The organism is Marinobacter sp. UBA2688 (assembly GCF_002352785.1).
Taxonomy (GTDB): domain Bacteria; phylum Pseudomonadota; class Gammaproteobacteria; order Pseudomonadales; family Oleiphilaceae; genus Marinobacter; species Marinobacter salarius.
Genome location: NZ_DELU01000028.1, coordinates 1 through 22,164, shown reverse-complemented (window position 1 = coordinate 22,164; position 22,164 = coordinate 1). Strand labels below are relative to the sequence as shown.

Sequence of the window (22,164 nt, the reverse complement as noted above, 5' to 3'; positions counted from 1 at the left end):
GTAACTCCCCCTCCTACTCGATTAATGAGGCGCGGGATATCGTTAGACTGTCGCCACGCCCGAAGCGAACCGGGTATCCAGGATCCAACAACGGTAAAACGGACCGATGACGCAAGCCCCACCGGAACAGCCCACGAATACGCCAGACAGCAAGGCCGCCGTAAAAGCCATCATGGAGCAGTTGGATGCCTGCAACCAGGTGGAAGCCGCCCGTATTCACAAGTTGGTCGCCCGGAAAAAAGGGCGGCCGGGGCAAAAGGACCTGGAGAAAATGGCGCAATGGCTCGATCGGGGGCAGGCGCGTGTCACGGAACGTCAGGCAATGCATAAGCCGGCCACCTTTCCGTCATCGCTGCCAGTGTCTGAACGGGTCGATGATATCCGTGAGGCCATTGAACAGAACCAGGTGGTGATCGTTGCCGGCGAAACCGGTTCCGGTAAGACCACCCAGATCCCCAAGATCTGCATGAACAGCGGTCGGGGTATTCGCGGGCTGATCGGCCACACCCAGCCCCGCCGGATTGCGGCCCGTACCGTAGCCGGTCGTATTGCTGAAGAGCTTGGAGAGCAGACTGGCGGCCAGGTGGGGTATCAGGTACGTTTTACCGACACCACGTCCGACCAGTCGCGGGTCAAAGTCATGACCGACGGCATCCTGTTGTCGGAGGTCCAGCACGACCGGTTCCTGGACCGTTACGATACCCTGATTATTGATGAGGCCCACGAACGCAGCCTTAACATCGACTTTCTGATGGGCTACCTGCGGCAACTGTTGCCGAAACGGCCTGATCTGAAGGTCATCATCACCTCCGCCACCATCGAAGTGGAACGCTTTAGCGAGTTCTTTAGTGGCGCGCCGGTCATCGAAGTCAGTGGACGAACCTATCCGGTAGATGTGCGTTACCGTCCTCTCACCGGCGATGAGGACGATCAGGACCAGGGTTGGACGGATGGCGTGCTGCGTGCGATGGAGGAAATCGAACAGCACGAACGTGCAGAAAAGCAGCCACCGGGCGACGTACTCGTATTCCTGCCCGGCGAGCGGGAAATTCGCAGCCTCAGCAAGGTACTGCGACACGCCGAGCTGCGCCATACCGAAGTTCTACCATTATATTCTCGGCTCAGTAACCAGGAACAGAACCGGATATTCCAGGGCCACCGGGGGCGTCGGATCGTGCTCTCCACCAACGTCGCGGAAACCTCCCTGACCGTGCCCGGCATACGCTATGTCATCGACACCGGCGTGGCCCGTATCAGCCGTTACAGCGTGCGTTCCAAAATCCAGCGCCTGCCCATTGAGCCGGTGTCCCAGGCCAGCGCCAACCAGCGTGCCGGGCGCTGTGGCCGGGTCGCTCCGGGGATTTGTTTCCGGCTTTACGACGAAACCGATTTCATCAACCGGCCCGAGTACACCGACCCGGAGATCCTGCGCACCAACCTGGCCTCGGTTATTCTGCAGATGACCACCTCGGGGCTCGGGGATATCCGCCATTTCCCGTTCCTGGAGCCACCGGACCGTCGCCTGATCAACGATGGCTACAAATTGCTCGAAGAGCTTGGAGCCGTTGATGACAAGCGCCGTGTGACAAACCTTGGCCGCACCATGGCACGCCTGCCGCTGGACCCAAGGCTGGCGCGCATGCTGGTGACCTCCTCGGAACAGGGCAGTCTGGCGGAAACGCTCGTGATCATTGCCGGCCTGAGCGTTCAGGACCCGAGGGAGCGTCCCCAGGACAAACAGCAGGCTGCCGATCAGGCCCACGCGCCGTTCAATGACAAGGAATCGGATTTCCTGACCTTGTTGAATATCTGGAATTTCTACGAGGAACAGCGCCAGGAACTGTCCCAGAATCAGCTGAAAAAGGTCTGCCAGAAGAGCTTTCTGTCGTGGATGCGGATGCGGGAATGGCGCGACATTCACCGGCAACTGACGCTGATTTGCCGTGAGCAGAAACTGAAACTGAACAGAGATGCGGCCAGTTACGAGTCTTTGCACAAAGCCATTCTCGCGGGTTTGCTGGGCCAGGTGGCGGTGAAGCTCGAAAAGAAGGAGTATCTGGCCACCCGCAACCGCAAGGTCATGATCTTTCCGGGCTCAAAAGTGTCTAAAACCGGCCCGAAGTGGATTGTGGCGGCGGAAATTGTCGAAACCAGCCGCGTGTTTGCGCGGGTGGTGGCGAAGATTGAGCCGGAGTGGATCGAGCCCCTGGCCGGGCATGTGGTGAAGCATCACTTCTTCGAACCCCACTGGGAACAGAAACGTGCCCAGGTCATGGGTTATGAAAAGGTCAGTCTCTACGGCCTGGACATTATTGCCAAACGCCGTATTCCCTACAGTAAGGTGGACCCGGAGGAGTGTCGCAACCTGTTCATCCGCCGTGCCCTGGTGGAAGGCGACTACCAGTCGAAGGCGCCCTTTATTGCCCGTAACCGCGAGCTGTTGGACACCGTTGAAAACCTGGAGCGCAAAACGCGGCGGCGGGACCTGTTGGTTGAGGACGAAGTGCTGGTGGCGTTCTATGACCAGCGCCTGCCAGCGGACATCGTCAGCGGCCGTCATTTCGAAAGCTGGTGGAAGCAGCTGAGTGCCGACCAGCTCCGTGACATGGAATTGACGGAGGCCGATATCCTCCAGCGCCCGGTGGATGAGCAGGCGGGCTCACTGTATCCGGATTATCTGGAGTGGGAAGGGGTGAGATATCCCCTGAGTTATGAGTTCGAACCCACCAGCGAGCGCGACGGCGTTACGCTCCAGGCACCGGTGATGGCCCTGAAACAGCTTCCGGCACGGCGGCTTGAATGGCTTGTGCCGGGGCTCTTGAGGGAGAAGTGCATTGCACTGGTCAAAGGCCTTCCGAAGGCGTTGAGGCGCAACTTTGTACCGGTACCGGATTTCGTGGATGCGGCCCTGGAAAATCTTCAGGCTTCAAACGAGCCATTGGCGCTGCAGTTGGGCGAACAGCTCCGGCGAATGACCGGTGTCAGGATTGACGCCGATGCCTGGCCACAGGAGGATCTGCCGAAGCACCTGAGAATGAATCTTCGGGTTGTTGATGATGCGGGCAAGCCCATCGCCGAGGGGCGGGAAACCGAAAAGCTGCAAAGCGAACTGGAAGGGCGGGCAGAGGCGGCCCTGTCATCGGCAACCCGAAGGGAGTCATCGGCCGAACCAGTAAGCAAGTCAACGGGCTGGGATTTCGGATCGCTGCCCGAATCCGTCAGGACAGAAAAAGGCGGTATGGAAGTCACCGTATACCCGGCATTGGAAGACACGGGGGATTCCGTTCGCCAGACACGGTTCCTGGACCGGCTTACGGCGGAGGACGCAACTCGCAAGGCGGTGGCGCGGCTGATCCTGATTCGGCTGGGTAATACGCTGGAGGACATGGAGCGGCGGCTACCGCACTTCAAGTCATCGGCGCTGATGTTCGCGCCGGTCGGTAAGGCCCGGGTGCTGCTGGACGACCTGTTGCTGGCCACGGCGATGCAGCATTTTGTGCCCGACGACGTGCCCCGGGACGAATATGCGTTCGAGAACGCGTTTAACGCCGGAAGGGCAGAGTTCGTGCCGGCACTTGAGCTGGCTGACGAGCGGCTGCACCAGGCCATGACGGGCTATCATGGCGTGATGAAACAGCTCAAGGGCAAAATCAACCTGGCGCTCGCGAACAGTATGGCGGACTTGAAGTTTCAGCTGCAAAATCTTGTGTATCCGGGTTTTATTGTTGCCACGCCGCCGGAATGGCTTGCCCATTTTGGACGCTATTTCGAGGCAGCCAGCATCCGCTTTGAGAAAATGCCCAGGGAGCTCGGGCGGGAGCGGGAGTTCCTGCACACCATGGAGCCGCTCTGGTCCCGCTACGCCAGCAAACGCGATGAGCAGCAACGCCAGGGGGTAAGGGACCCGGAGCTATTGCTCTATCGCTGGATGCTTGAGGAATTTCGGGTCTCTTTCTTTGCACAACAGCTGGGCACGGCCGTGCCGGTATCGGTCAAGCGCCTGGACAGGCAGTGGGAGCAGACGCGCGTGTAAGCCGGTCATGTTTGCGGGCAAAACGTTTAGACTGTGTTAGTATTTGGGCAATATTGGTGCAGTTAGATTGTTTGTTTTTACAACTATGACGTGGGGTTAGCGTGATTAGAGCCGTTATCAGCGGGACCGGGTTGTACACACCGCCAGCAACCATTACCAACGAAGAGCTGGTGGAGGCATTCAATGCCTTCGTCGAACTTCACAACGCACGTCACGCTGACGATATTGCCAGTGGCGATCTTGAGCCCCTGCAGCCGTCTTCGTCCGCTTTTATTGAAAAAGCGTCTGGCATCAAGCGTCGCCACGTGATTGACAAGCAGGGCATACTCGACCCTGAACGGATGTGCCCGAACATACCGGACCGACCCAACGAAGAAGCCTCGGTGCAATGCGAGATGGCGCTCTCAGCCTGCGAAGAGGCTCTCAAACAGGCCGGCAAGACCGCGGCCGATGTCGATGCGGTTATTGTCGCCTGCTCCAACATGCAGCGCCCGTACCCGGCTATTTCCGTTGAGGTTCAGGACGCGTTGGGCATCGTGGGTTTTGCCTACGACATGAACGTGGCGTGCAGTTCCGCGACCTTTGGGCTGCAGGCGGCGGCGAACGCCGTAGAGAATGGCACGGCCAGGGCGGTGCTGGTGGTCAGCCCGGAAATCTGCTCCGGCCACCTGAATTTCCGTGACCGGGACAGCCACTTCATTTTTGGCGATGCCTGCACCGCCATCCTGGTGGAAAGAGACGCCGACGTTGCGGAAGGGCAGGGCTTTGAGGTTCTCGGAACCAGCCTGGTGACCAAGTACTCCAATAACATTCGCAACAACTTTGGTTTCCTGAATCGGGGCGATAAAGAGGGCATTAACAAGCCGGACAAGCTGTTCGTGCAACAGGGGCGCAAGGTGTTCAAGGAAGTGTCGCCGTTGGTGGCGGAGACGATCCTCAAACAGCTGTCCAGCCTGTCGTTGTCGCCGGATGATCTCAAGCGGCTGTGGCTGCACCAGGCCAACCTGAACATGAACCAATTGATTGCCCGCAAGGTGCTGGGGCGCGACGCAGACACGAAAGAGGCGCCGGTCATTCTGGATGAGTACGCCAACACCAGCTCCGCGGGCTCGATCATTGCGTTCCACAAACACAAGGACGACTTTGGCGCTGGTGAACTGGGCGTGATCTGTTCGTTTGGTGCAGGCTATTCCATCGGCAGCGTTGTGGTTCGCCGCCGATAGGGTATGGGGTGGCGATAGGCGGTCTTAACTGGCCGCCAACGCCCTGAGTTTGTCAGGCAGTGCCATCGACGTGCGTTTGGTGCGGTCAAACCAGACAATTTTCGCATAGCCTTCCGCGTAGAGTGTGCCGGTCTCGGTATCGGTCAGCGTATGATAGGTGTCGAGGCTGGTATTGCCGGCTTTGTCGGCGTATGTTCTGACCTCAACCGTTGCCGGATGGGCCAGTTCCTTCAGAAAGGTGGCGCTGGTCTTTATAATGACCGGACCGTCGGGGTCATTTTCCGCGCCCAGCTCCAGGGACGCCAGCCAGGTGATGCGGGCTTCCTCGAAAAAGCGGAAATAAACCGTATTGTTGGCATGGCCGTATGCGTCCATATCTCCCCAGCGCAAAGGCATGGAGAGTGTGCTAACCAGATTCCCGGGTACTGACATCGGGGCTACTCCTGAAGCAAGGGGTTAATAATAAAAAAGCAGAGCGCCGGTATTTTCGACGAACAGCAACAGTTTTAACAACCTCAGGTCTGACGATGAGAGACTTTTTTTTCCGGCACCCAGTAATCGGCGCCCTGATTTTTATCTGCCTGTGTTCAGGCAATGCGGTCGCGCAAACCGTGCAGCCAGTCGATCCTGACATGGCAGAACGAAAGCTTGATGCCCCTCCGGGCGAGGTCGATCCTTATGAGGACTGGAACCGGAAGGTCTATGCCTTCAACGAAACCATCGATAACTGGTTCCTCCGCCCCGTTGCGAAAGGGTACCGCACCGTCATGCCAGGCTTTGCGGACCGTGCTGTTACCAATTTCTTCAACAACCTGACTGAAATACGTAATCTAGCCAACAGTATCTTCCAATTGAAGGGGGAGTCTGCCGTCGTGGCGGTGGGGAGATTCAATTACAACACGATTTTTGGTCTGGGCGGGTTGATTGATGTGGCCACCATGTTTGGTTTGCATGAGCGCCCGGAGGACTTTGGCCAGACCCTGGGTTACTGGGGCCTGGATTCTGGACCTTACCTGATGCTGCCGTTTTTGGGGCCGTCGAATCCGCGGGACTTTGGTGGGTTTGTATCCGACAACCTGTTGTTGCCCTCAGCCTGGGACCTGGCTGAAACGCCGGATGTCTATTATGCGAGGGCGCTTCAGATTGTTGACAAGCGTGCCGATCTGATCCCTGCGGAAGGGTTCATCTCAGGTGACGGCTATACGTTCGTGAGAAACGCGTACCTGCAACGGCGGGCTTACCTGATCAATGATGGCAGAACCGTAGACGATCCATTTGCCAGCGATGACGATGAGGATTTGATGCTCGAGGATTTCTGACGCATCGAATCGGCTGGAACAACGGAGGTTTACCAGATGGTTGATGACCGTATCCGGAAATTCCGCAAGATGCTGGCGGAGGCGCCCAATTACGAAGTCTGGAAGGCTGCGGCGCTGGAGCTGGATTTCCTTGAGGGCAATGTGGAGTGGAAAGAGGAGTTTGGCTCCGACCTTTACCATTACGAACTCATCTACGACCGGCTCAGCAACCTCCGCACCTACCGGCATCAGAATGATTTCGAGCGCCTGAAGCGTGCATTGAGAGAAGGGCTTCATCACGACCTGGGCAATATGGGCAATACGGCCCTGTATACCCGTTCTCGGGTTGGCACCAAGCATCTGATCGAGGAGTACATCACCCAGGTGTGCGAATCGCTGGATTTCCTGTGCGACACCAAGGTGCCGGGATTCCCAGTGGCCGAGAAGCTGCAGTTCTTCCGCGATACCCTGACCAGTTATGGCCGCCCGGCTTTGCTGCTCAGCGGCGGTGCCACGCTGGGCATGTTCCATTTCGGCGTTATAAAGGCACTCTGGGAAAAAGGGTTGTTGCCGCAGGTCATTGCCGGCTCCAGCATCGGCGCCATTATCGCTGGCATACTGGGTGTCCACAGCGATGCGGAAATACCGGACATGCTGGTGCCTGAAAACCACGACATGAGGGCCTGGAAATGGCGAGGGCTGTTCAGTGCCATCCGGGGTGACGGCCTGATGGATCAGGAGCAGTTAAAGGCGTGCCTGCGTGCCAATATCGGGGAATACACCTTTGAGGAAGCGTTCCAGAAGACCGGTCGTTCCATCAACGTCAGTGTGTCACCGGTCCAGACCCACCAGAAAGCCCGTTTGTTGTGTGGCTACACGTCACCCTATCTGTTGGTCTGGAGTGCTGTGCTGGCCAGCGCGGCAGTGCCGGGCATCTTCCCGCCGGTACCGCTGATGAAGAAGGACATTCAGGGCAACGTGCTGCCCTACATGTCGCGGCTGAAGTTCGTGGACGGGTCGGTGGTCAGCGACTTGCCCATCGAACGGCTGATGCACCTTTACGACGTGAACTTCACCATTGTCAGCCAGACCAACCCCCATGTGGTGCCTTTTCTGAACCGGCGAGGCCGGGATGAAAAGATCAATGTCGCCAATCTGCCGATGCACCTGCTGAAATCGGAAATCCAGTTCCATGGCCAGGGCCTGTTCGATTATCTGCGAAAACGCGTTCAGCCGGAAATGCTTCGGCAGGTAGCGGGCCAGATGTACACCATTATGGGGCAGCGCTATTCCGGGGATGTCACCATCTCGCCGACGTATCGTCTTCGTGACTACCGTCGCATGTTATCCAACCCTGATCCGGCATGGGTCCGGGAGATGATATTGCAGGGCGAGCGTGCGACCTGGCCCAAGATTTCAATGATTCGCTCCCACGCCAGAATCTCCAAGACCCTGGAGCGATGCATTCGCCGCTTGAAATCCGAACAGCGCCGCTCCACAGCTGAACTGAGACTGGTAAGCAATGCGGATTCCGGCACTTCATGAGATGACAGCCCCGGGAGCCGGGCGGTATGATACCGCGATAGCCGGGGAGCCCGATGGCGGCTCCCGCAAGCTCCGCCTGAGCACCTGACTGGACACGCATGTACTACGATTTCTTCGGTTTTCGGGAGCCCCCGTTTTCGATAGCCCCGGACCCCCGCTATCTGTATCTGAGCGAACGCCATAAAGAAGCGCTGGCGCATCTGATGTATGGCGTGCAGGGGCAGGGCGGTTTTATCGTGATCACTGGAGAAGTCGGCACGGGCAAGACCACTGTCAGCCGTTGCTTCATCGAGAATGTGCCGGATCATGTAGACATTGCACTGATCCTCAATCCCAGATTGTCTGCCCGTGAGCTGTTGTCATCCATCTGCGATGAGCTTGAGATTGCCCATCCGGTCGGATCATCCATCAAGGAACTGGTGGGACTGATCAATGATGACCTGCTCAAGGCCCATGCAGCGGGCCGCCATAAGGTTCTGATGATTGATGAAGCCCAGAACCTGTCCGCCGAAGTGCTTGAACAGCTCCGATTGCTGACCAATCTCGAAACCGCTGAGAAAAAACTGCTGCAGATTGTGTTGCTGGGACAACCTGAACTGCAGGAGATTCTGGGGCTACCAGAGCTCCGCCAATTAAATCAGCGGGTAACGGCCCGCTATCACCTCGACGCCCTGGGTCGAACAGAGATAGAGGCCTACCTGCGTTACCGGCTCAGCGTGGCAGGCCTCCGGGGCGAGATCTTTACCGATCGCGCGATCCGGGCTTTGTACCGCGCCAGCCATGGTGTACCGAGACTGATTAACCTGATCAGTGACCGTGCATTGCTGGGCGCCTACGCCGAAGGCGAGCACCAGATCACTGCTCCCCATATCCGTAACGCTGCCCGGGAAGTGAACGGCCAGAATCTGCCCAGGCGCGCTGGGCCGTCTCGAAAGTCCCATGCGCTGATGTTGGCTGCAGCCCTGCTGATGGCCATCATCATGACCACGTGGCTGTTCATAGGGCTTCCGGGGAGCGGTGGACCCGAGCCCGATGCTGTCGCCGAAAATCAGGGAACGTCCCTTACTGGCGCCATCGAACGGGTCGAGCTGGATATGCCTGTTGTCGAGTTGTCGGAAAAGCTTCCCGAAGCCAGTGAGCAGACCAGTGACTCACGCGAGGAGGAACCACTGCCCGAATTTGAGTTCCCGGACCAGACCATCTCTTTGCCAGTGGCTTTTCGCGAGCTGTTTGAACTATGGGGGTTGGAATACCGCGCCTCGGAAAGCCCAGTGGCGTGTGAGTTTGCCGAGGGGCAGGGACTGCGTTGCCTGCAGAACAAGGGCGCACGCCGAAGCCTGGAGTTTCTGGACCGGCCGGCGATACTTCAGCTTCGCAACGGCAATGGGGACAGTCACTATGCGGTCCTGAGCGGCCTCCAGGATAATCGCGCCACTATCGAACTCCCGAGTGGTCGCCGGGAGGTCACCTTCTCCAGCCTGGAGCCCTATTGGTTTGGCGAATTTACCGTACTTTGGGAAGCGCCCGGCTACATTTTGGGCGATGCGTCCGGTAGTGCTCAGGGTAATGAAAGGGTGGCCGAGCAGATCTGGATGGGCTCAAGAATGATGGAGCTCGCCAGCCGATACGCCGAAAGCCGGCAGGAAGAGAGCCGCGTCAACCGTATGCCGATCGAAGAGCAGGTCCGCTGGTACCAGCAGCAAAGAGGCCTGACGGTCGATGGCATTGCCGGTGCCATGACCATCATCCAGATGAATAACGACCTGGAATCCGCCGTGCCCCGGCTGACGTCCGGAAGGATGGTGAACTGACATGTCCTATATCCTTGATGCTCTCCGCAAATCCGAAACTGAAAGACGGCAGGGTCGGATTCCGGACCTTGGCCAGCAGGTACAGCTGATCCACAAACCACGGAAAAAATCGATTCCGATTCTGGTGTGGGTTGCGCTGGGGCTGGTGCTCAACGCGGCTGTATTGGCCTGGATCTTCTGGCCCCAGGGGCGTCAGGCTTCCCTGACGGATCAAACAATCCCGTCGGCTGGCGTGGCTGCGCCCGCACCCACACCCACCGTTGAACCGGTTATAGTTGATGACAAGCCGGAACCTGCGGGCCAGGTATCGACGCCCGAACGTGTACAATCGCCGCCGACCCGTGACACGCTCGAGGGTGCTATCGAGATTCCAACACCGGGAGCGAATACCGACTCTCCAGCGGATGCGGTAGCGGAAACCGGTGACGAGAATGAGCGGGAGCGACCCACGGTGATTGTGCCCACGCCGCGAACGCCAAGTGCCGTCAATCCCAGCGAGCGGGACGGTGCCACCGCACAGACGGCGCCGCACCTTGTAGAGCTTCCACTTTCCTTCCAGAAAAGGGTGCCAGACCTGATTTTTAACAGCCATATCTATGCGTCCGAGCCGTCGGCCCGCCGGGTCATGATCAATGACAACTACCTGCGCCCCGGAGAGTCGTTTTCCGGTATCACCGTCGAACGGATTACCGAGGAAGGCGTGGAGCTGAGCATGGATGGCCGTCGCTTCCGGGTGGGTGTGGTTCGCAACTGGGTGAGCCCCGACTGATGGCACTCACCGAGGACGTCAAACAGCAGATTCAGCAGACCTACCGTGACGTGTTGGCCGGCAAGGACATCCGCGCCCGTTACGGCCAGCGCCTGATGATCGCCGAGATCGCCCGCTACATGGGCGAGATCACCGAGAATGACGGCCAGCGCACGTCACCAGCCGGCACCTGCGTGGTGGAGGCGGGCACAGGCACGGGCAAGACCCTGGCCTATTTGATTGCCGCCATTCCGGTGGCCCGTGCCCTTGGCAAGACACTGGTGATATCAACAGCGACCGTTGCCCTGCAGGATCAGATCGTCCACAAAGACCTTCCGGACCTGAAAAAGCACAGCAAACTGGATTTTACCTGGACCCTTGCCAAAGGTCGTGGCCGCTACTTGTGTATGTCTCGTCTCGAAGCTCGTCTGCATGACGAGGGTAACGGCGACAGCGATACCATGCCGCTGTTCCTGCTGGATGGGCCCGGCAAGGAAGAACCCGGCACCCGGGCCTATTTTGAAGACATGCTGGCCAGTTACGGGTCCCGGAAGTGGGACGGTGATCGCGACCATTGGCCGGATCAGATACCCGATGACATCTGGCGCCAGGTCACCACCGACCATCGTCAATGTACCAATCGCCACTGTAGCTATTTCGACAGCTGTGCCTTCTTCGACGCCCGAAAAGACCTCGATGATGCCGACATCGTGGTGGCCAACCACGACCTGGTGCTGGCAGACCTTGCCCTTGGCGGTGGTGCCATTCTGCCGGAGCCGGAAAATGCATTGTTTATCTTTGATGAGGCACATCACCTGCCGGACAAGGCACTGAATCACTTTGCGGCGTCGGTGCCGCTGAATGCCACGCGGCAATGGCTCAAGCAGCTATCCCAGGCACTGGGAAAGATGCAGCCGTTCCTCACGCCCGGCACCCAGGCCGCGAAGACCATCGACAGGATCAGTTCCGCCTCCCGTGAAGTGGATATCTGTCTGACGAGGGTATACGACGAGGCCGAACAGAATACCGGTTGGGAGTTCAATGAGGAGCGACGCTCCGCCCAGTGGCGCTACCCGGAGGGCGAATTGCCCGAGGTGCTTGCCGGCCTGGCGGTGGAAACCCGGGTGGCGACGGCCACCCTGGTTCGCCAGCTTGGTGTGATGGTGGACGAATTACAGACGGCCTTCGATGAACGCAAGGCCAGCGATGTCGACCGCGATACTGCGGAATCCTGGTATCCGGTGATTGGATCGTTCCACAGCCGTGCTGAGGACCAACTGCGGTTGTGGGTCGCGTGGTGTGATAATCCGGGCCAACCGGCCAGTGAGCCGGCAGAAGGTGAGGAATCAGCGCCTGAGCCTAAGAAGCGGTCCGGGCCACCGGCCGCCCGTTGGTCGGTGCGACAGCGCTGGGAACACGCGGAAGACATTACGCTCTACAGTAGCCCGGTGCTGGCGGATAATCTGCTTTATTCCAGGCTCTGGTCGCGGGCCTATGGCGCTGTGTTGACCAGTGCAACCCTGACCGCCCTTGGGCGCTTTGATCGGCTCAAGGCCAGAGCAGGTTTGCCCGAAGCCAGCCGCTTCGTGGTGGTGCCCAGTTCCTTCCGCTATGGCGAAATGGCAACCGTGGAAGTGCCGGCCATGACCGCCATGCCCACGGACGATAGCTTTACGGACCAGGTGGTGTCGCGGCTACCGGCCTTGTGGGCCGGGGAGAAGGCGACACTGGTACTGTTTACCTCCAGGCGCCAGATGCAGTTGGTGCGGGATGCCCTGGTGCCGGAATACCCGGATCTGATCACCACTCAGGACGATATGGCCAAGGGCGAGGTCCTGCGCCGCCATTGCAGCCGTGTAGATGAGGGGCTGCCCAGTGTGTTGTTCGGTGTGGCAAGTTTTGCAGAGGGCATTGACCTGCCTGGCAAGTACCTGAGCCATGTGGTGATTACCCGACTGCCGTTTTCGGTACCGGATGATCCCATCGAAGCCAGCCTGGCGGAATGGGTGACGCACCGCGGCGGTAACCCGTTCATGGAAATAACCGTACCCGACGCCTCCATCAAACTGGTGCAGGCCGTTGGTCGCCTGCTACGGACCGAGTCGGACACCGGCCGCGTCACCATCCTTGATCGTCGCATCATCGCCCGTCGATACGGGCAGTTGTTGTTGGACGCATTACCGCCTTTCCGGCGAATCATAGAGCCCTGATCAATAGAGCCCTGATAAAAAGAGAGCCATAAAAAAAGAGCCAACCCATGTGGGTGGCTCTTATAGAGTGGGTCCTTATCGAACCCGGGCGTCGAAACAACGCGGAACAAGAAGTCTGAAGGCCTGAAGTTTCAGAAATCTTACCGAGGTTTCCCTCAGCGTTGGGAGCATAGTAAGGGAGGAGGGGGCGTATCCGGATCGTCCAAAGGGCGTAGTGGGCGTATAAAATTCGACAAAAGTGTGATGCGCGTCACAAAAGTTGCCCGAAAGACAGCTTCAGTGAGTCAAGAGTCAGGCCAGTAGCCGAAGTTCCCTTGCTCTTGCCAACGCCTCGGTGCGGGATCCGACTGCAAGCTTGCCGTAAAGGTTGCGAATGTGGGCTTTTACGGTGGTAGGCGCCACCCCCATCGTGTTTGCGATGTCCTTGTTGGCGAGGCCCTGATTGATGAGATCCAGCACTTCCAGTTCCCGCTGACTCAGGGGTTCGGGGAGATCTGTGTTGCCCGGGGCCGCCTGCGTATCCCTCTGCGAGTCTTCCGGCTCTGTTTCAGCGGTTTCTGCCTCTGCCAGTTCCGAGAGCATGGCTGTGACCCGGCTGTTCCAGCGGCCCGGCGCCTTGAGAACCGGCAGCGCTCTACACAGCTGGCGGATGGTAGGACTCTCCTCCGCAAGCAGGCGCATGAATCCGGCCTCTGATGCCCGCTGGACGGCCTGGGCCAGCATCTGTTCCGCTTCTATCGTTTTACCTTCGGCGAACAGCGCCTCGCTGTAGACCAACTGGATTTCCACCAGATGGCGGTAGTGCTGATCCTGCTCTGCGCTGAGTCGGAGGGGGGCCAAAGTTGCCATGGCGTCGCCCGGGCGGCCCAGCGCCACCTGAACACGGGCGATGCTAATTTGGTTCTGTTCCCGGTTCAGCGGATTGGTGAACCGGTCAGTGCTCACCTGTTGCACCCATTTTTTCGCCAGATCCAGATGACCGGTGGCGAGATAGCAACGAGCCAGCATGGCGGAGCATGCTGGAGGCTCGAACAGGATGTGGTCCCGACGACGTCTTGCAACGCTGGCGGCATCTTCCAGTGCTTCCATCGCTTCCTGGTAGCGCCCTTCACTGAAGGCCAGGTGGCCACGCACGTACTGGATAACCACGTGCTGCCCCGGTTCGGTGCCATTGTTGACATGGTCCAGCAGCGGGGCCAGGTAGGAGGCGGCCAACTGGGGTTCGTTTCTCTCCCGGTAAATCTCGATCAGGGCGCTGTTTTGCCAGCATGAAATTAACATGGGCTGGCGTGGGTCGCTGTGGTGCTGGTCGACCCATTGCCGCACACGGGTGCAGGTATCCAGGGCTTCGTCGATATCTCCGCGGTTGTACTGAATCCATGCAAGCAGGCCGCCGCTTGAGAGTACGGTACTGGGTTTGCGCTCCAGTTCCCCATAACGCACAGCGGAGGTCAGGGCGTCCTCGGCGGCTGCCAGGTCCCCCTTACCGTAATAGTCCAGTCCGACTCCGTAATAGGTCACGGATTTCAAGGGGATGCGGGTGTGGTCAATGTCACGCAATACCTGCTGGGTCAGGTCGCTGGCGCTTTTATCGTCGCTTTTTGATCGCGCGAGATAAGAGCGGATCAGTGAAATCTCACTCTGCAGGCCCAGGGCGCCCTCGGCATCGGGGTGGGAATCGGCCACCTGTTGGTCGAGCATGTCTTCCAGTTCGCCCAGGAGGGGCTCCAGCACGTCTACCCGGTTGGCGAAAAACAGCGCCCACACTCTCAGCATCAACAGTTGTGGGCTGTCCTGTAGAGTGTTGGCGGGCAGGGAATCCAGCCAGCTCAGCACCGGAAGATGAAAACCGCCGTGGATCAGGTTGTTGCCGTGTTCAGCCAGTACCTTTGCGAGCCAGGGCCAGTCCTGATGCTGGACAATCTGGGAAATGCCTTCCTGAACGTGGCCATGGACCAGTAACCAGTGGACTGCTCGCTGCCATTGCTTTTCGGTATCTTCCGGTTTGAACTGTCTCACCCGTTGTAACAGCGCGTCCCGGAACAGGTCGTGATAACGGAACCATTCATTGTGGGTATCCAGCGGGATCAGGAACAGATTTTCACGCAGCAGCTGTTCCAGCAGGACCTGACTGTTGGTGGTGCCGCGAACGGCGTCGCAGAGTGAGGCACACAGCCGGGGACAGCAGGCGGTGTCGAGCAGGAAGTCGCGCACCGGCGCAGGTTGCTGCTCCAGCACCTCTGTCAGCACATAATCACTGATGCGGCGCTCGTCCAAATCGATGCGTTGGTGACCCGTTCCAGGTTTTTGATCGTCAATGCTGCCGCCGGACAGCGCGGACAATTGCATGGCGGCAACCCAACCCTCAGTTTTACTGCAGATCCTGCGAATTTCCTGCTCGGAGAGTTCGAGCCCCATGGTGTCGTGGAAGAAGCGCTGGCACTCCTCCTCGGAGAATGCCAGCAGCCCCGGGTGTATGTCCTCCACCCAGCGGCGCACCCGCCAGCGCGAAAGCGGCAGGGCTGGTTCGGTGCGGGATGCCAGGGTCACCAGGACCCCTGGCGGCAGGTAGTCCATGAAATATGACACCTGGCGCTGTAATTGTGGGTCGCGGATAAAATGATAGTCGTCCAGGACCAGCGACCAGGGTGCGCCATCGGCGGCGAGAACGTTAATCAGCCCGGTAATGGGGCCTTCCAGTTCCTGGAGGCTGCAATGGCTGAGTTGTTGACGGCATTGCTCCAGACCTGCGAGGCCATTGTGTTCAAACGCCCCCACCACGTACTGCCAGAATCGGCGGGGCTCGTCATCATGCTCATCCAGGGATAGCCAGGCAACGGTAGACGGTGACTGGGAGCACCATTGGCTGACCAGTGTGGTCTTGCCAAAACCCGCTGGTGCCACCACCAGATTCAACCGCTTGGCACCGTCCGGCTGCAGCAGGGCGCTCAGGCGATCCCGTTGTACCGAACGGGGATCCGCGGTTGGTCTGAGGAATTTGGTGGTTAACAGCATCGTTTCCCTGAATGCCCGTAAATGTTTCGATAACGGATTGTGTGCTTTGTCACAGTTAAGTCAAGGGCCGCAAAGACAAATGACGCTGTCGTCATGCTGCGTTCTGGCGTTTTTGGTCTAAACTGTGTTGGAAGGGATTCTGTATACTCAATAAGAATGAAAAATCACGTTTTTATGCGTATTCTTCTAATAAGAGCAGCGTATACATGCCCGGTCTGTACCGGGCCTTATGGGGAGCGACAGGGTAGATGAAATTACAACAGTTGCGCTATATCTGGGAAGTTGCGCACCATGATCTCAACGTATCCGCCACTGCCCAGAGTCTTTTTACTTCACAGCCGGGAATATCCAAGCAGATCCGTCTTCTGGAAGACGAACTGGGCCTGGAAGTGTTTGCCCGCAGCGGCAAACACCTCACCCGTATCACACCGGGCGGCGAGATCATCATCCGTGAGGCCGGTGAGATACTGCGCCGTGTGGAAGGTATCAAGAAGATTGCGCAGGAGTTCAGTAACCAGCGCAAGGGCGACCTGAGCATTGCCACCACCCATACCCAGGCCCGCTATGCGCTACCGCCGATCATTCAGGGCTTTATCGAGTCCTACCCCGAGGTGTCCCTGCACATGCACCAGGGAACTCCCATGCAGATTTCAGAAATGGCCGCCAATGGCGCGGTGGATTTTGCCATTGCCACCGAGGCCATGGAGTTGTTCAACGACCTGATCATGATGCCGTGCTACAAATGGAACCGGAGCATCATTGTGCCGAAAGATCACCCTTTGGCGCAGAAATCCGAACTGACGTTGCCGGATCTTGCCGAATTTCCGCTGGTCACCTACGTGTTTGGCTTTACCGGCCGTTCGAAGCTGGACGAGGCGTTCCAGGCTCACGGATTGACCCCAAAAGTGGTGTTTACCGCCGCCGATGCCGATGTGATCAAGACGTATGTGCGGCTGGGTCTTGGGGTTGGCATCATCGCCAGCATGGCGTTCGACGAGCAGAATGACCCCGATCTTGTCTGCCTGGACGCCAGTCAACTCTTCCGTCCGAGCGTGACCCGGATTGGCTTCCGCAAGGGGACGTTCCTGCGCGGTTATATGTACGATTTCATCCAGCGATTTGCACCACACCTGACCCGTGAGCGGGTGGATGAGGCCGTGACTCACCAGGGCAGCAGGGCGGAGATCGAGGAACTGTTCAACGACATCGATCTACCGACCTACTGACGGCCCGGGAAAGATTATTCGCGGGCAATCAGGTTTCCGGCGTGTAGGCCACATTCCTTCTGCGTGGCTTCTTCCCACCACCAGCGGCCCTCGCGCTCGTGCTGTCCTGGCAGGATAGGGCGTGTGCAGGGTTCGCAGCCAATGCTGACAAAGCCCTTTTCGTGCAGTTTGTTGTAGGGGGCTTCCGTCATACGGATATAGTCCCAGACTTCCTTCGAGCTCCAGTTCGCCAGCGGATTAAACTTTACCAGCGTTTTCTCGTCCGTAGAGAAGGCGTCGTCAATCTGTACCACAGGCACGTCATTGCGGGTACCGGGGCTCTGGTCCTTGCGCTGGCCGGTAATCCACGCATCAACCGTGGCCAGTTTTCGCCGTAACGGATTGACCTTGCGGATACCGCAGCATTCGCCATGGCCGTCTTCATAGAAACTGAACATGCCCTTGCGGGTGACCAGATCCTGCACTTCCGCAGCATCGGGGAACATCACCTCAATGTTAATGCCATAGTGCTCGCGGACCCGATCAATGAACTGATAGGTTTCCGGGTGAAGGCGCGCCGTATCCAGGGTGAATACCTGAAGGTTGTCGGTCAGCTTATGGGCCAACTCAATCAGTGCGACGTCTTCCGCACCGCTGAAGGAAATGGCAATGTTGTCGTACTTCGCCAGAGCGGCCTTGAGGATGGCCCTGGGGCTCGCGCCTTCAAGCTCGGCCTGTAACTGTGCAATGTCCGTCATTTGAAAGGATCACCTGGAGTGTAAATGTGTGATAAATCTACCATTAACCGGCAACAGTCTGAAGGAATGGGGGAGTATATCGTTATAGCCGCACAGATGTACGATGCATTCCGCCCCGGTTTTTCTTATCATACCGCCTGATTCCAATCCCCGGCGGCCTTCGCCGGGCTGACCAGCGTTCAACTATCAGGAGACCATTGTGGAACTCGCGTGCCTTGACCTTGAAGGAGTATTGATCCCGGAAATCTGGATCGCGTTTGCGGAAAAAACCGGCATTGAGGAGCTCAAGGCGACCACCCGCGACATTCCGGATTACGACGTACTGATGCAGCAGCGCCTGAAACTGCTGGACCAGCACGGCTATGGCCTGCCGCAGATCCAGGAAGTGATCGGCGAGCTGGACCCACTGCCCGGCGCACGGGAGTTCCTGGATTGGCTGCGGGAGCGGTTCCAGGTGGTGATTCTTTCCGACACCTTCTATGAATTCGCCATGCCGCTGATGGCCAAGCTGGGCTATCCGGCACTGCTGTGCCACAAGCTGGAAGTAAACGAAGACGGCAGGATTACCGATTATCTGCTACGCCAGCGTGACCCCAAGCGTCAGTCAGTGCGTGCCTTCCAGCTGCTGAACTACCGTGTTATTGCGGCGGGTGATTCCTACAACGACACCACCATGCTGGGCCAGGCGGAAGCGGGCATCCTGTTTCACGCGCCGCAGAACGTGATTGAGGAGTTCCCCCAGTTCCCGGCGGTACATACGTTTGAAGAGCTTAAGGGCGAGTTCCTGAAGGCCAGCGCCATCCATAACTGATAGCGCGGACAAGAGGCCGGGGCAAGCTCTTTGTCCTGGCTTTTCCTCCTTTGCAATTTGCTCTCTATAACGCTTCCAGCACGCTCATCAGCTTCTGAACCTTGTCCACGGATTCCCGGTACTCATCATCCGGGTCTGAATCCGCGACGATGCCACATCCCGCCCAGCAGTGAATCTTTCCTTCTGAATCCGTCATCAGCGTTCGGATTGCGATATTGCTCTCCAGGTTATTGGAAAAATCCAAACGGAAGACCGAGCCGCAGTAGGGCCCGCGACGATGTGGTTCCAGGTCGTCGATGATCTCCATCGCCCTGCGTTTGGGTGCACCCGTGATAGAGCCCCCGGGGAAGGCAGAGAGAAGGGCTTTTAACGGTGTGTTCTCTGGTTGCAGCCGGCCTTCCACCGTGCTGACCAGTTGATGGACGTTTTCATAGCTTTCGATACTGAAAAGCTGTGGCACCGTGACGGAAAACGGCTCGCAGAATCGCGACAGGTCGTTGCGAATCAAGTCCACGATCATCAGGTTTTCGGCCCGGTCCTTTTCAGCGGCGGCCAGGGATTCGGCGATCCGCTGGTCGTTCGCCGGCGAGTTCAGATCCCGGGGCCGGGTACCCTTGATGGGTTTGCTGATGACCCTGTTGCCATCTTCAATACTCAGGAACAGCTCTGGTGAAATGCTGAGGACCTGATAGGAACCAGCGTTGATGTACGCAGCGTGGGGGACCGGAACGGCCTGGCACAAAGCTCGGAACGCTGTGTACGGCTCGCCCTGGTAGCCGCCGGTGTACTTGTTGGACAGGTTGACCTGATAGCAGTCCCCGGCATGGATATAGCTAAGCACCCGGGATACGCCATTGCGGTAGTGTTCGGCGGGTTGGTCGGCTGTAAATCCCGGGCTGATGTGAAAAGGAGTAGGGCGCGTCGGCTTTTCGCCGGTGAGGTTCAGCACCCGTTCACGGGTTCTATCGTCACACTCGGGATGAAAATCGAGCCTGGGCGAATTGGCACCCGAAACATCCAGCGTCAGCTGCCAGAGATAAAGCCCAATATAGCCATAATCCCTCTCACTGGCCTCGCCGGAGAATCCGGGGACCGTGTGGTTGCCAGCCTCGTAAAACAGGGTGCCCATGATGCCGCCTGCCAGTTCCCGGCTCGACGCTTCAGCCAGTCCTGCCCAAGCCTGCTCCAGCACGTCCGTCAGGCGTGAGAACGATAGCGCGTCCTTGGGGACTGGCCAATGTTTCAGCGGGAACGCCGTGACAATCCGCCGTTGCCTGCCGGCGTCGGTGTAGTCGATAAACCCATGTTGGCTGCTGATCTGTGAAACGAGGCGCTCTGCCTCTTCCGCACTTAATGTTTTCACGATGTTACATACTTAACAAAATCTTGCATGGGTTCACGGTAGCCTGTGCGGCAAGTCACCTGACTTCGGGCTCGAAAAGGCTTGGGCCGGTGCATTCTAAACAATAATCCTAAGGGCAGTAACCAGTATGAAGACTTGTAACGGCATTGGTAAGCGATTTGTTTTGGCTATGATCGCAGGGTTTGCGTTTTCCACAGCAGTGTTGGCGCAGGATGCGATTGATCGGGAGGACCATGTGCTGTCGGATGGCAAGCTGGACGACAAAGATCTGGCGGCGGTCGTCGCGGTTGCGCAGCGACACCTCACGGAACTGACCGACTCGGTGGTTAAAAACGCCGGTACAGAACTTGAGGAAGCCGGCATTTTCCGTCCAATGGCGTTCATGGTGATGAAGTCCGACAAGGTCCAGCAAATGAGGCTGGAGGAAAAGGCTGAAGAAGCACCGGGGCAGGTCAAGGTACTGATGTATCGCGCAGGTCTGAAATCGATTGCCCGCCGCGGGGAAATCCATGCGTCTGCGATCGCATACCCAGGCAGCGTTGAGAAAGATGGAGAAACCATCCGTGCGCTGGTTCTTGAACACGAACATCGTCTTGGCATCTCGGGTTTCAAGCTAATCCCCATCAACCTTGAGAACGGAAAAGCCAGCTTTGGAAAACCAATGTCGCAGGAAAAGCCGTTCCAGATTTTTTACGACGACAAGGGTGAGGGAGATTCTTCAACTAGCTGATATTAAAGAGTATATCGGTCAATTATTACGAACCTAGTTGTTTTGTGACAATTTGTGAATGCATTCACGGAACCAGACTGTAAAACAATCTTAAATGGAGTGGTGAGGTTGAGCCTCACAACAAGGTTAAAACGTTCAACCGGATAACAATAAGTTCAATCAAGGAGAACAATATGAAAGGCCTGAAGAAAATTGCACTGGCAACAGCTGTTGCTGCTGCGCCCTTCGCCGCTCAAGCCGAGCTGCAAGCGATGGACGACAGCATGATGGGTAACGTCACCGGTCAGGCCGGTGTGACCATCGAGCTGGAAACCCAGGTAAGCATTGGTCAGTTCACCTACACGGACGAAGGCACCTTCGCCGTTAAGGACATTGAGCTGGGTGGTGCGTTGGCCAGTAGCTCACAGTCTGCTGCAGACTATGCTGCGGCTACCGGCGCCGGCGCTCTGTTGGACCAACTGAAAATTGACATCGACATCGCTGACGATGGCGACGCGATCATTCACGTTGGCTCTCTCCAGACTGATGGCAGTGGTAACCCGATTCCCATCGACTGGGGTATGACTGCAGGCTCCATGGAGCTTGAAGGTAACGGCGGTGAAAACACCGTTCTCGTTTCCAACATGGACGCATGGGGTCTTCTCGGCGCTCTGGACATCGTTGTCGACACTGACGACGTAGATGGCCAGGCTGGTACTGGTACCCTGAACATTGACGCAGCGTTCACCGTTGAAGAAATGAGCTTCGACGTTGACTTCCTGGGTGTTGGCATCGCTGGCATGACCATCAAGGGCTCTGAGTCCGGCGGTGAAGCACTTGGTGCAGCCGGCCTTGCTCAGATCTTTGGTGAAGATCCTGCCAACCTGACTCCGGAAGAGCAGCGTAAAGTTGGTCTGGCTCAGGCTGGCTTCGCGATTGTTGGTCTGGACATCTACAAAGGCGACGGCCTGGGCGCTTCCACAGCGACTGGCGTACTGCGTGTAGATGTTGATGACGTCCTGATGGACATCAACGTTGCCGAAACCAACATCGGCGGTGCAAACATCGGTACCATCGGTATCGACAACCTGCACATCAGCAACACCAAGCTGGCTGTATACGGTCACTAAGCTGATCGCATAACACCTTTGGTGTGAACGCCCCGCGCTGCGGGGCGTTTTTTTATGGTGCGCCAGGCATGGCGCGTAGCGCCTTGACGGGCGCTGTTCCGGTCAGGTGGTGCTGGCCGGATGACTTGGGGGTGCAAGTCCCCTATGGGCCCGGTAAGGGGAACCATTAGCCGGACGGCAAGGGTGTCCATCGCGAGGTGGAATCTGAAGGAAGCCGCAGGCAAAACACTGGCCCGACGAACAGGAATCGCATGAGGCGGTCACACCGGGTAAGGCGGCCATTATCGTCAAAGCCCGATACTTGC

General features: G+C 57.9%; 15 protein-coding genes. 11 read left to right on the top strand and 4 right to left on the bottom strand.

The genetic code is table 11. The annotated features are described in order from the left end of the window. Positions 1-106 precede the first annotated feature (106 nt). Both hrpA and B3M52_RS19045 read left to right on the top strand, forming a co-directional pair. Positions 107-4,033 carry an ATP-dependent RNA helicase HrpA gene (gene hrpA, locus B3M52_RS19050; RefSeq protein WP_286750022.1) on the top strand — a complete coding sequence of 1,309 codons (3,927 nt, stop codon included), beginning with the start codon at positions 107-109 and terminating at the stop codon, positions 4,031-4,033. A gap of 101 nt (positions 4,034-4,134) precedes the next feature. Beyond that, a complete protein-coding gene (locus B3M52_RS19045; protein WP_091643847.1) occupies positions 4,135-5,256 on the top strand; it encodes a beta-ketoacyl-ACP synthase III in 1,122 nt (373 codons plus the stop codon). A gap of 24 nt (positions 5,257-5,280) precedes the next feature. Here the strand turns inward: B3M52_RS19045 and B3M52_RS19040 are convergent, their stop codons facing one another. Continuing rightward, entirely contained in the window at positions 5,281-5,688 is a 408-nt protein-coding gene (locus B3M52_RS19040) for an acyl-CoA thioesterase (RefSeq protein WP_075195252.1), read from the bottom strand. 95 nt (positions 5,689-5,783) lie between these two features. On the opposite strand from B3M52_RS19040, the gene B3M52_RS19035 reads away from it, so the two are divergent. From B3M52_RS19035 to dinG, 5 genes are all read left to right on the top strand, one after another. Further along, a complete protein-coding gene (locus B3M52_RS19035; protein WP_091643849.1) occupies positions 5,784-6,575 on the top strand; it encodes an MlaA family lipoprotein in 792 nt (263 codons plus the stop codon). 36 nt (positions 6,576-6,611) lie between these two features. Next, entirely contained in the window at positions 6,612-8,099 is a 1,488-nt protein-coding gene (locus B3M52_RS19030) for a DUF3336 domain-containing protein (RefSeq protein WP_036205459.1), read from the top strand. A 98-nt stretch (positions 8,100-8,197) separates the two neighbouring features. Next, a complete protein-coding gene (locus tag B3M52_RS19025; protein WP_091643852.1) occupies positions 8,198-9,910 on the top strand; it encodes an AAA family ATPase in 1,713 nt (570 codons plus the stop codon). Position 9,911: 1 nt separating this feature from the next. After that, positions 9,912-10,679, top strand: a complete 768-nt coding sequence (locus B3M52_RS19020) for a general secretion pathway protein GspB (protein ID WP_041333270.1) — start codon at positions 9,912-9,914, stop codon at positions 10,677-10,679. Next, a complete protein-coding gene (gene dinG, locus B3M52_RS19015; RefSeq protein ID WP_091643854.1) occupies positions 10,679-12,868 on the top strand; it encodes an ATP-dependent DNA helicase DinG in 2,190 nt (729 codons plus the stop codon). The genes B3M52_RS19020 and dinG overlap by 1 nt, the downstream gene beginning before the upstream one ends. Before the next feature lie 291 nt (positions 12,869-13,159). On the opposite strand, the gene B3M52_RS19010 is transcribed toward dinG, so the two are convergent. Then, the gene (locus tag B3M52_RS19010) at positions 13,160-15,883 is read right to left on the bottom strand and encodes a LuxR C-terminal-related transcriptional regulator (RefSeq protein WP_199480489.1); all 2,724 of its coding nucleotides are present in this window, start codon (positions 15,881-15,883) and stop codon (positions 13,160-13,162) included. 248 nt (positions 15,884-16,131) lie between these two features. Here B3M52_RS19010 and cysB point away from each other — a divergent pair, with 248 nt between their 5' ends. Next, positions 16,132-17,109: an HTH-type transcriptional regulator CysB gene (cysB, locus tag B3M52_RS19005; protein ID WP_036205465.1), complete on the top strand. Its 978-nt coding sequence runs from the start codon at positions 16,132-16,134 to the stop codon at positions 17,107-17,109. A 14-nt stretch (positions 17,110-17,123) separates the two neighbouring features. Here the strand turns inward: cysB and B3M52_RS19000 are convergent, their stop codons facing one another. Next, positions 17,124-17,846 carry a phosphoadenylyl-sulfate reductase gene (locus B3M52_RS19000; RefSeq protein WP_007152588.1) on the bottom strand — a complete coding sequence of 241 codons (723 nt, stop codon included), beginning with the start codon at positions 17,844-17,846 and terminating at the stop codon, positions 17,124-17,126. A 199-nt stretch (positions 17,847-18,045) separates the two neighbouring features. Between B3M52_RS19000 and thrH the strand changes: the two genes are divergently transcribed. Next, complete coding sequence (gene thrH, locus B3M52_RS18995) at positions 18,046-18,657, top strand: bifunctional phosphoserine phosphatase/homoserine phosphotransferase ThrH (protein WP_151982309.1); 612 nt, start codon at positions 18,046-18,048, stop codon at positions 18,655-18,657. A 64-nt stretch (positions 18,658-18,721) separates the two neighbouring features. Here thrH and pabB read toward each other — a convergent pair whose 3' ends face one another. Then, positions 18,722-20,020, bottom strand: a complete 1,299-nt coding sequence (gene pabB / locus B3M52_RS18990; protein ID WP_286750021.1) for an aminodeoxychorismate synthase component I — start codon at positions 20,018-20,020, stop codon at positions 18,722-18,724. A gap of 127 nt (positions 20,021-20,147) precedes the next feature. Between pabB and B3M52_RS18985 the strand changes: the two genes are divergently transcribed. After that, positions 20,148-20,750, top strand: coding sequence for a hypothetical protein (locus B3M52_RS18985; RefSeq protein ID WP_151982305.1), 603 nt, complete (start codon positions 20,148-20,150; stop codon positions 20,748-20,750). Positions 20,751-20,923: 173 nt separating this feature from the next. Continuing rightward, a complete protein-coding gene (locus B3M52_RS18980; RefSeq protein WP_085680530.1) occupies positions 20,924-21,859 on the top strand; it encodes a DUF6160 family protein in 936 nt (311 codons plus the stop codon). The last annotated feature ends 305 nt before the right edge of the window (positions 21,860-22,164 follow it).

What these genes read in the sequence shown, in the direction of transcription:
- B3M52_RS19025 (WP_091643852.1), top strand. Translation starts at nt 8,198, where the DNA reads ATGTACTACGATTTCTTCGGTTTTCGGGAGCCCCCGTTTTCGATAGCC.
- B3M52_RS18985 (WP_151982305.1), top strand. Translation starts at nt 20,148, where the DNA reads ATGAAGACTTGTAACGGCATTGGTAAGCGATTTGTTTTGGCTATGATC.
- B3M52_RS19040 (WP_075195252.1), bottom strand. Translation starts at nt 5,688, where the DNA reads ATGTCAGTACCCGGGAATCTGGTTAGCACACTCTCCATGCCTTTGCGC.
- hrpA (WP_286750022.1), top strand. Translation starts at nt 107, where the DNA reads ATGACGCAAGCCCCACCGGAACAGCCCACGAATACGCCAGACAGCAAG.
- B3M52_RS19030 (WP_036205459.1), top strand. Translation starts at nt 6,612, where the DNA reads ATGGTTGATGACCGTATCCGGAAATTCCGCAAGATGCTGGCGGAGGCG.
- B3M52_RS19010 (WP_199480489.1), bottom strand. Translation starts at nt 15,883, where the DNA reads ATGCTGTTAACCACCAAATTCCTCAGACCAACCGCGGATCCCCGTTCG.
- B3M52_RS19035 (WP_091643849.1), top strand. Translation starts at nt 5,784, where the DNA reads ATGAGAGACTTTTTTTTCCGGCACCCAGTAATCGGCGCCCTGATTTTT.
- B3M52_RS19000 (WP_007152588.1), bottom strand. Translation starts at nt 17,846, where the DNA reads ATGACGGACATTGCACAGTTACAGGCCGAGCTTGAAGGCGCGAGCCCC.
- B3M52_RS19020 (WP_041333270.1), top strand. Translation starts at nt 9,912, where the DNA reads ATGTCCTATATCCTTGATGCTCTCCGCAAATCCGAAACTGAAAGACGG.
- B3M52_RS18980 (WP_085680530.1), top strand. Translation starts at nt 20,924, where the DNA reads ATGAAAGGCCTGAAGAAAATTGCACTGGCAACAGCTGTTGCTGCTGCG.
- dinG (WP_091643854.1), top strand. Translation starts at nt 10,679, where the DNA reads ATGGCACTCACCGAGGACGTCAAACAGCAGATTCAGCAGACCTACCGT.
- cysB (WP_036205465.1), top strand. Translation starts at nt 16,132, where the DNA reads ATGAAATTACAACAGTTGCGCTATATCTGGGAAGTTGCGCACCATGAT.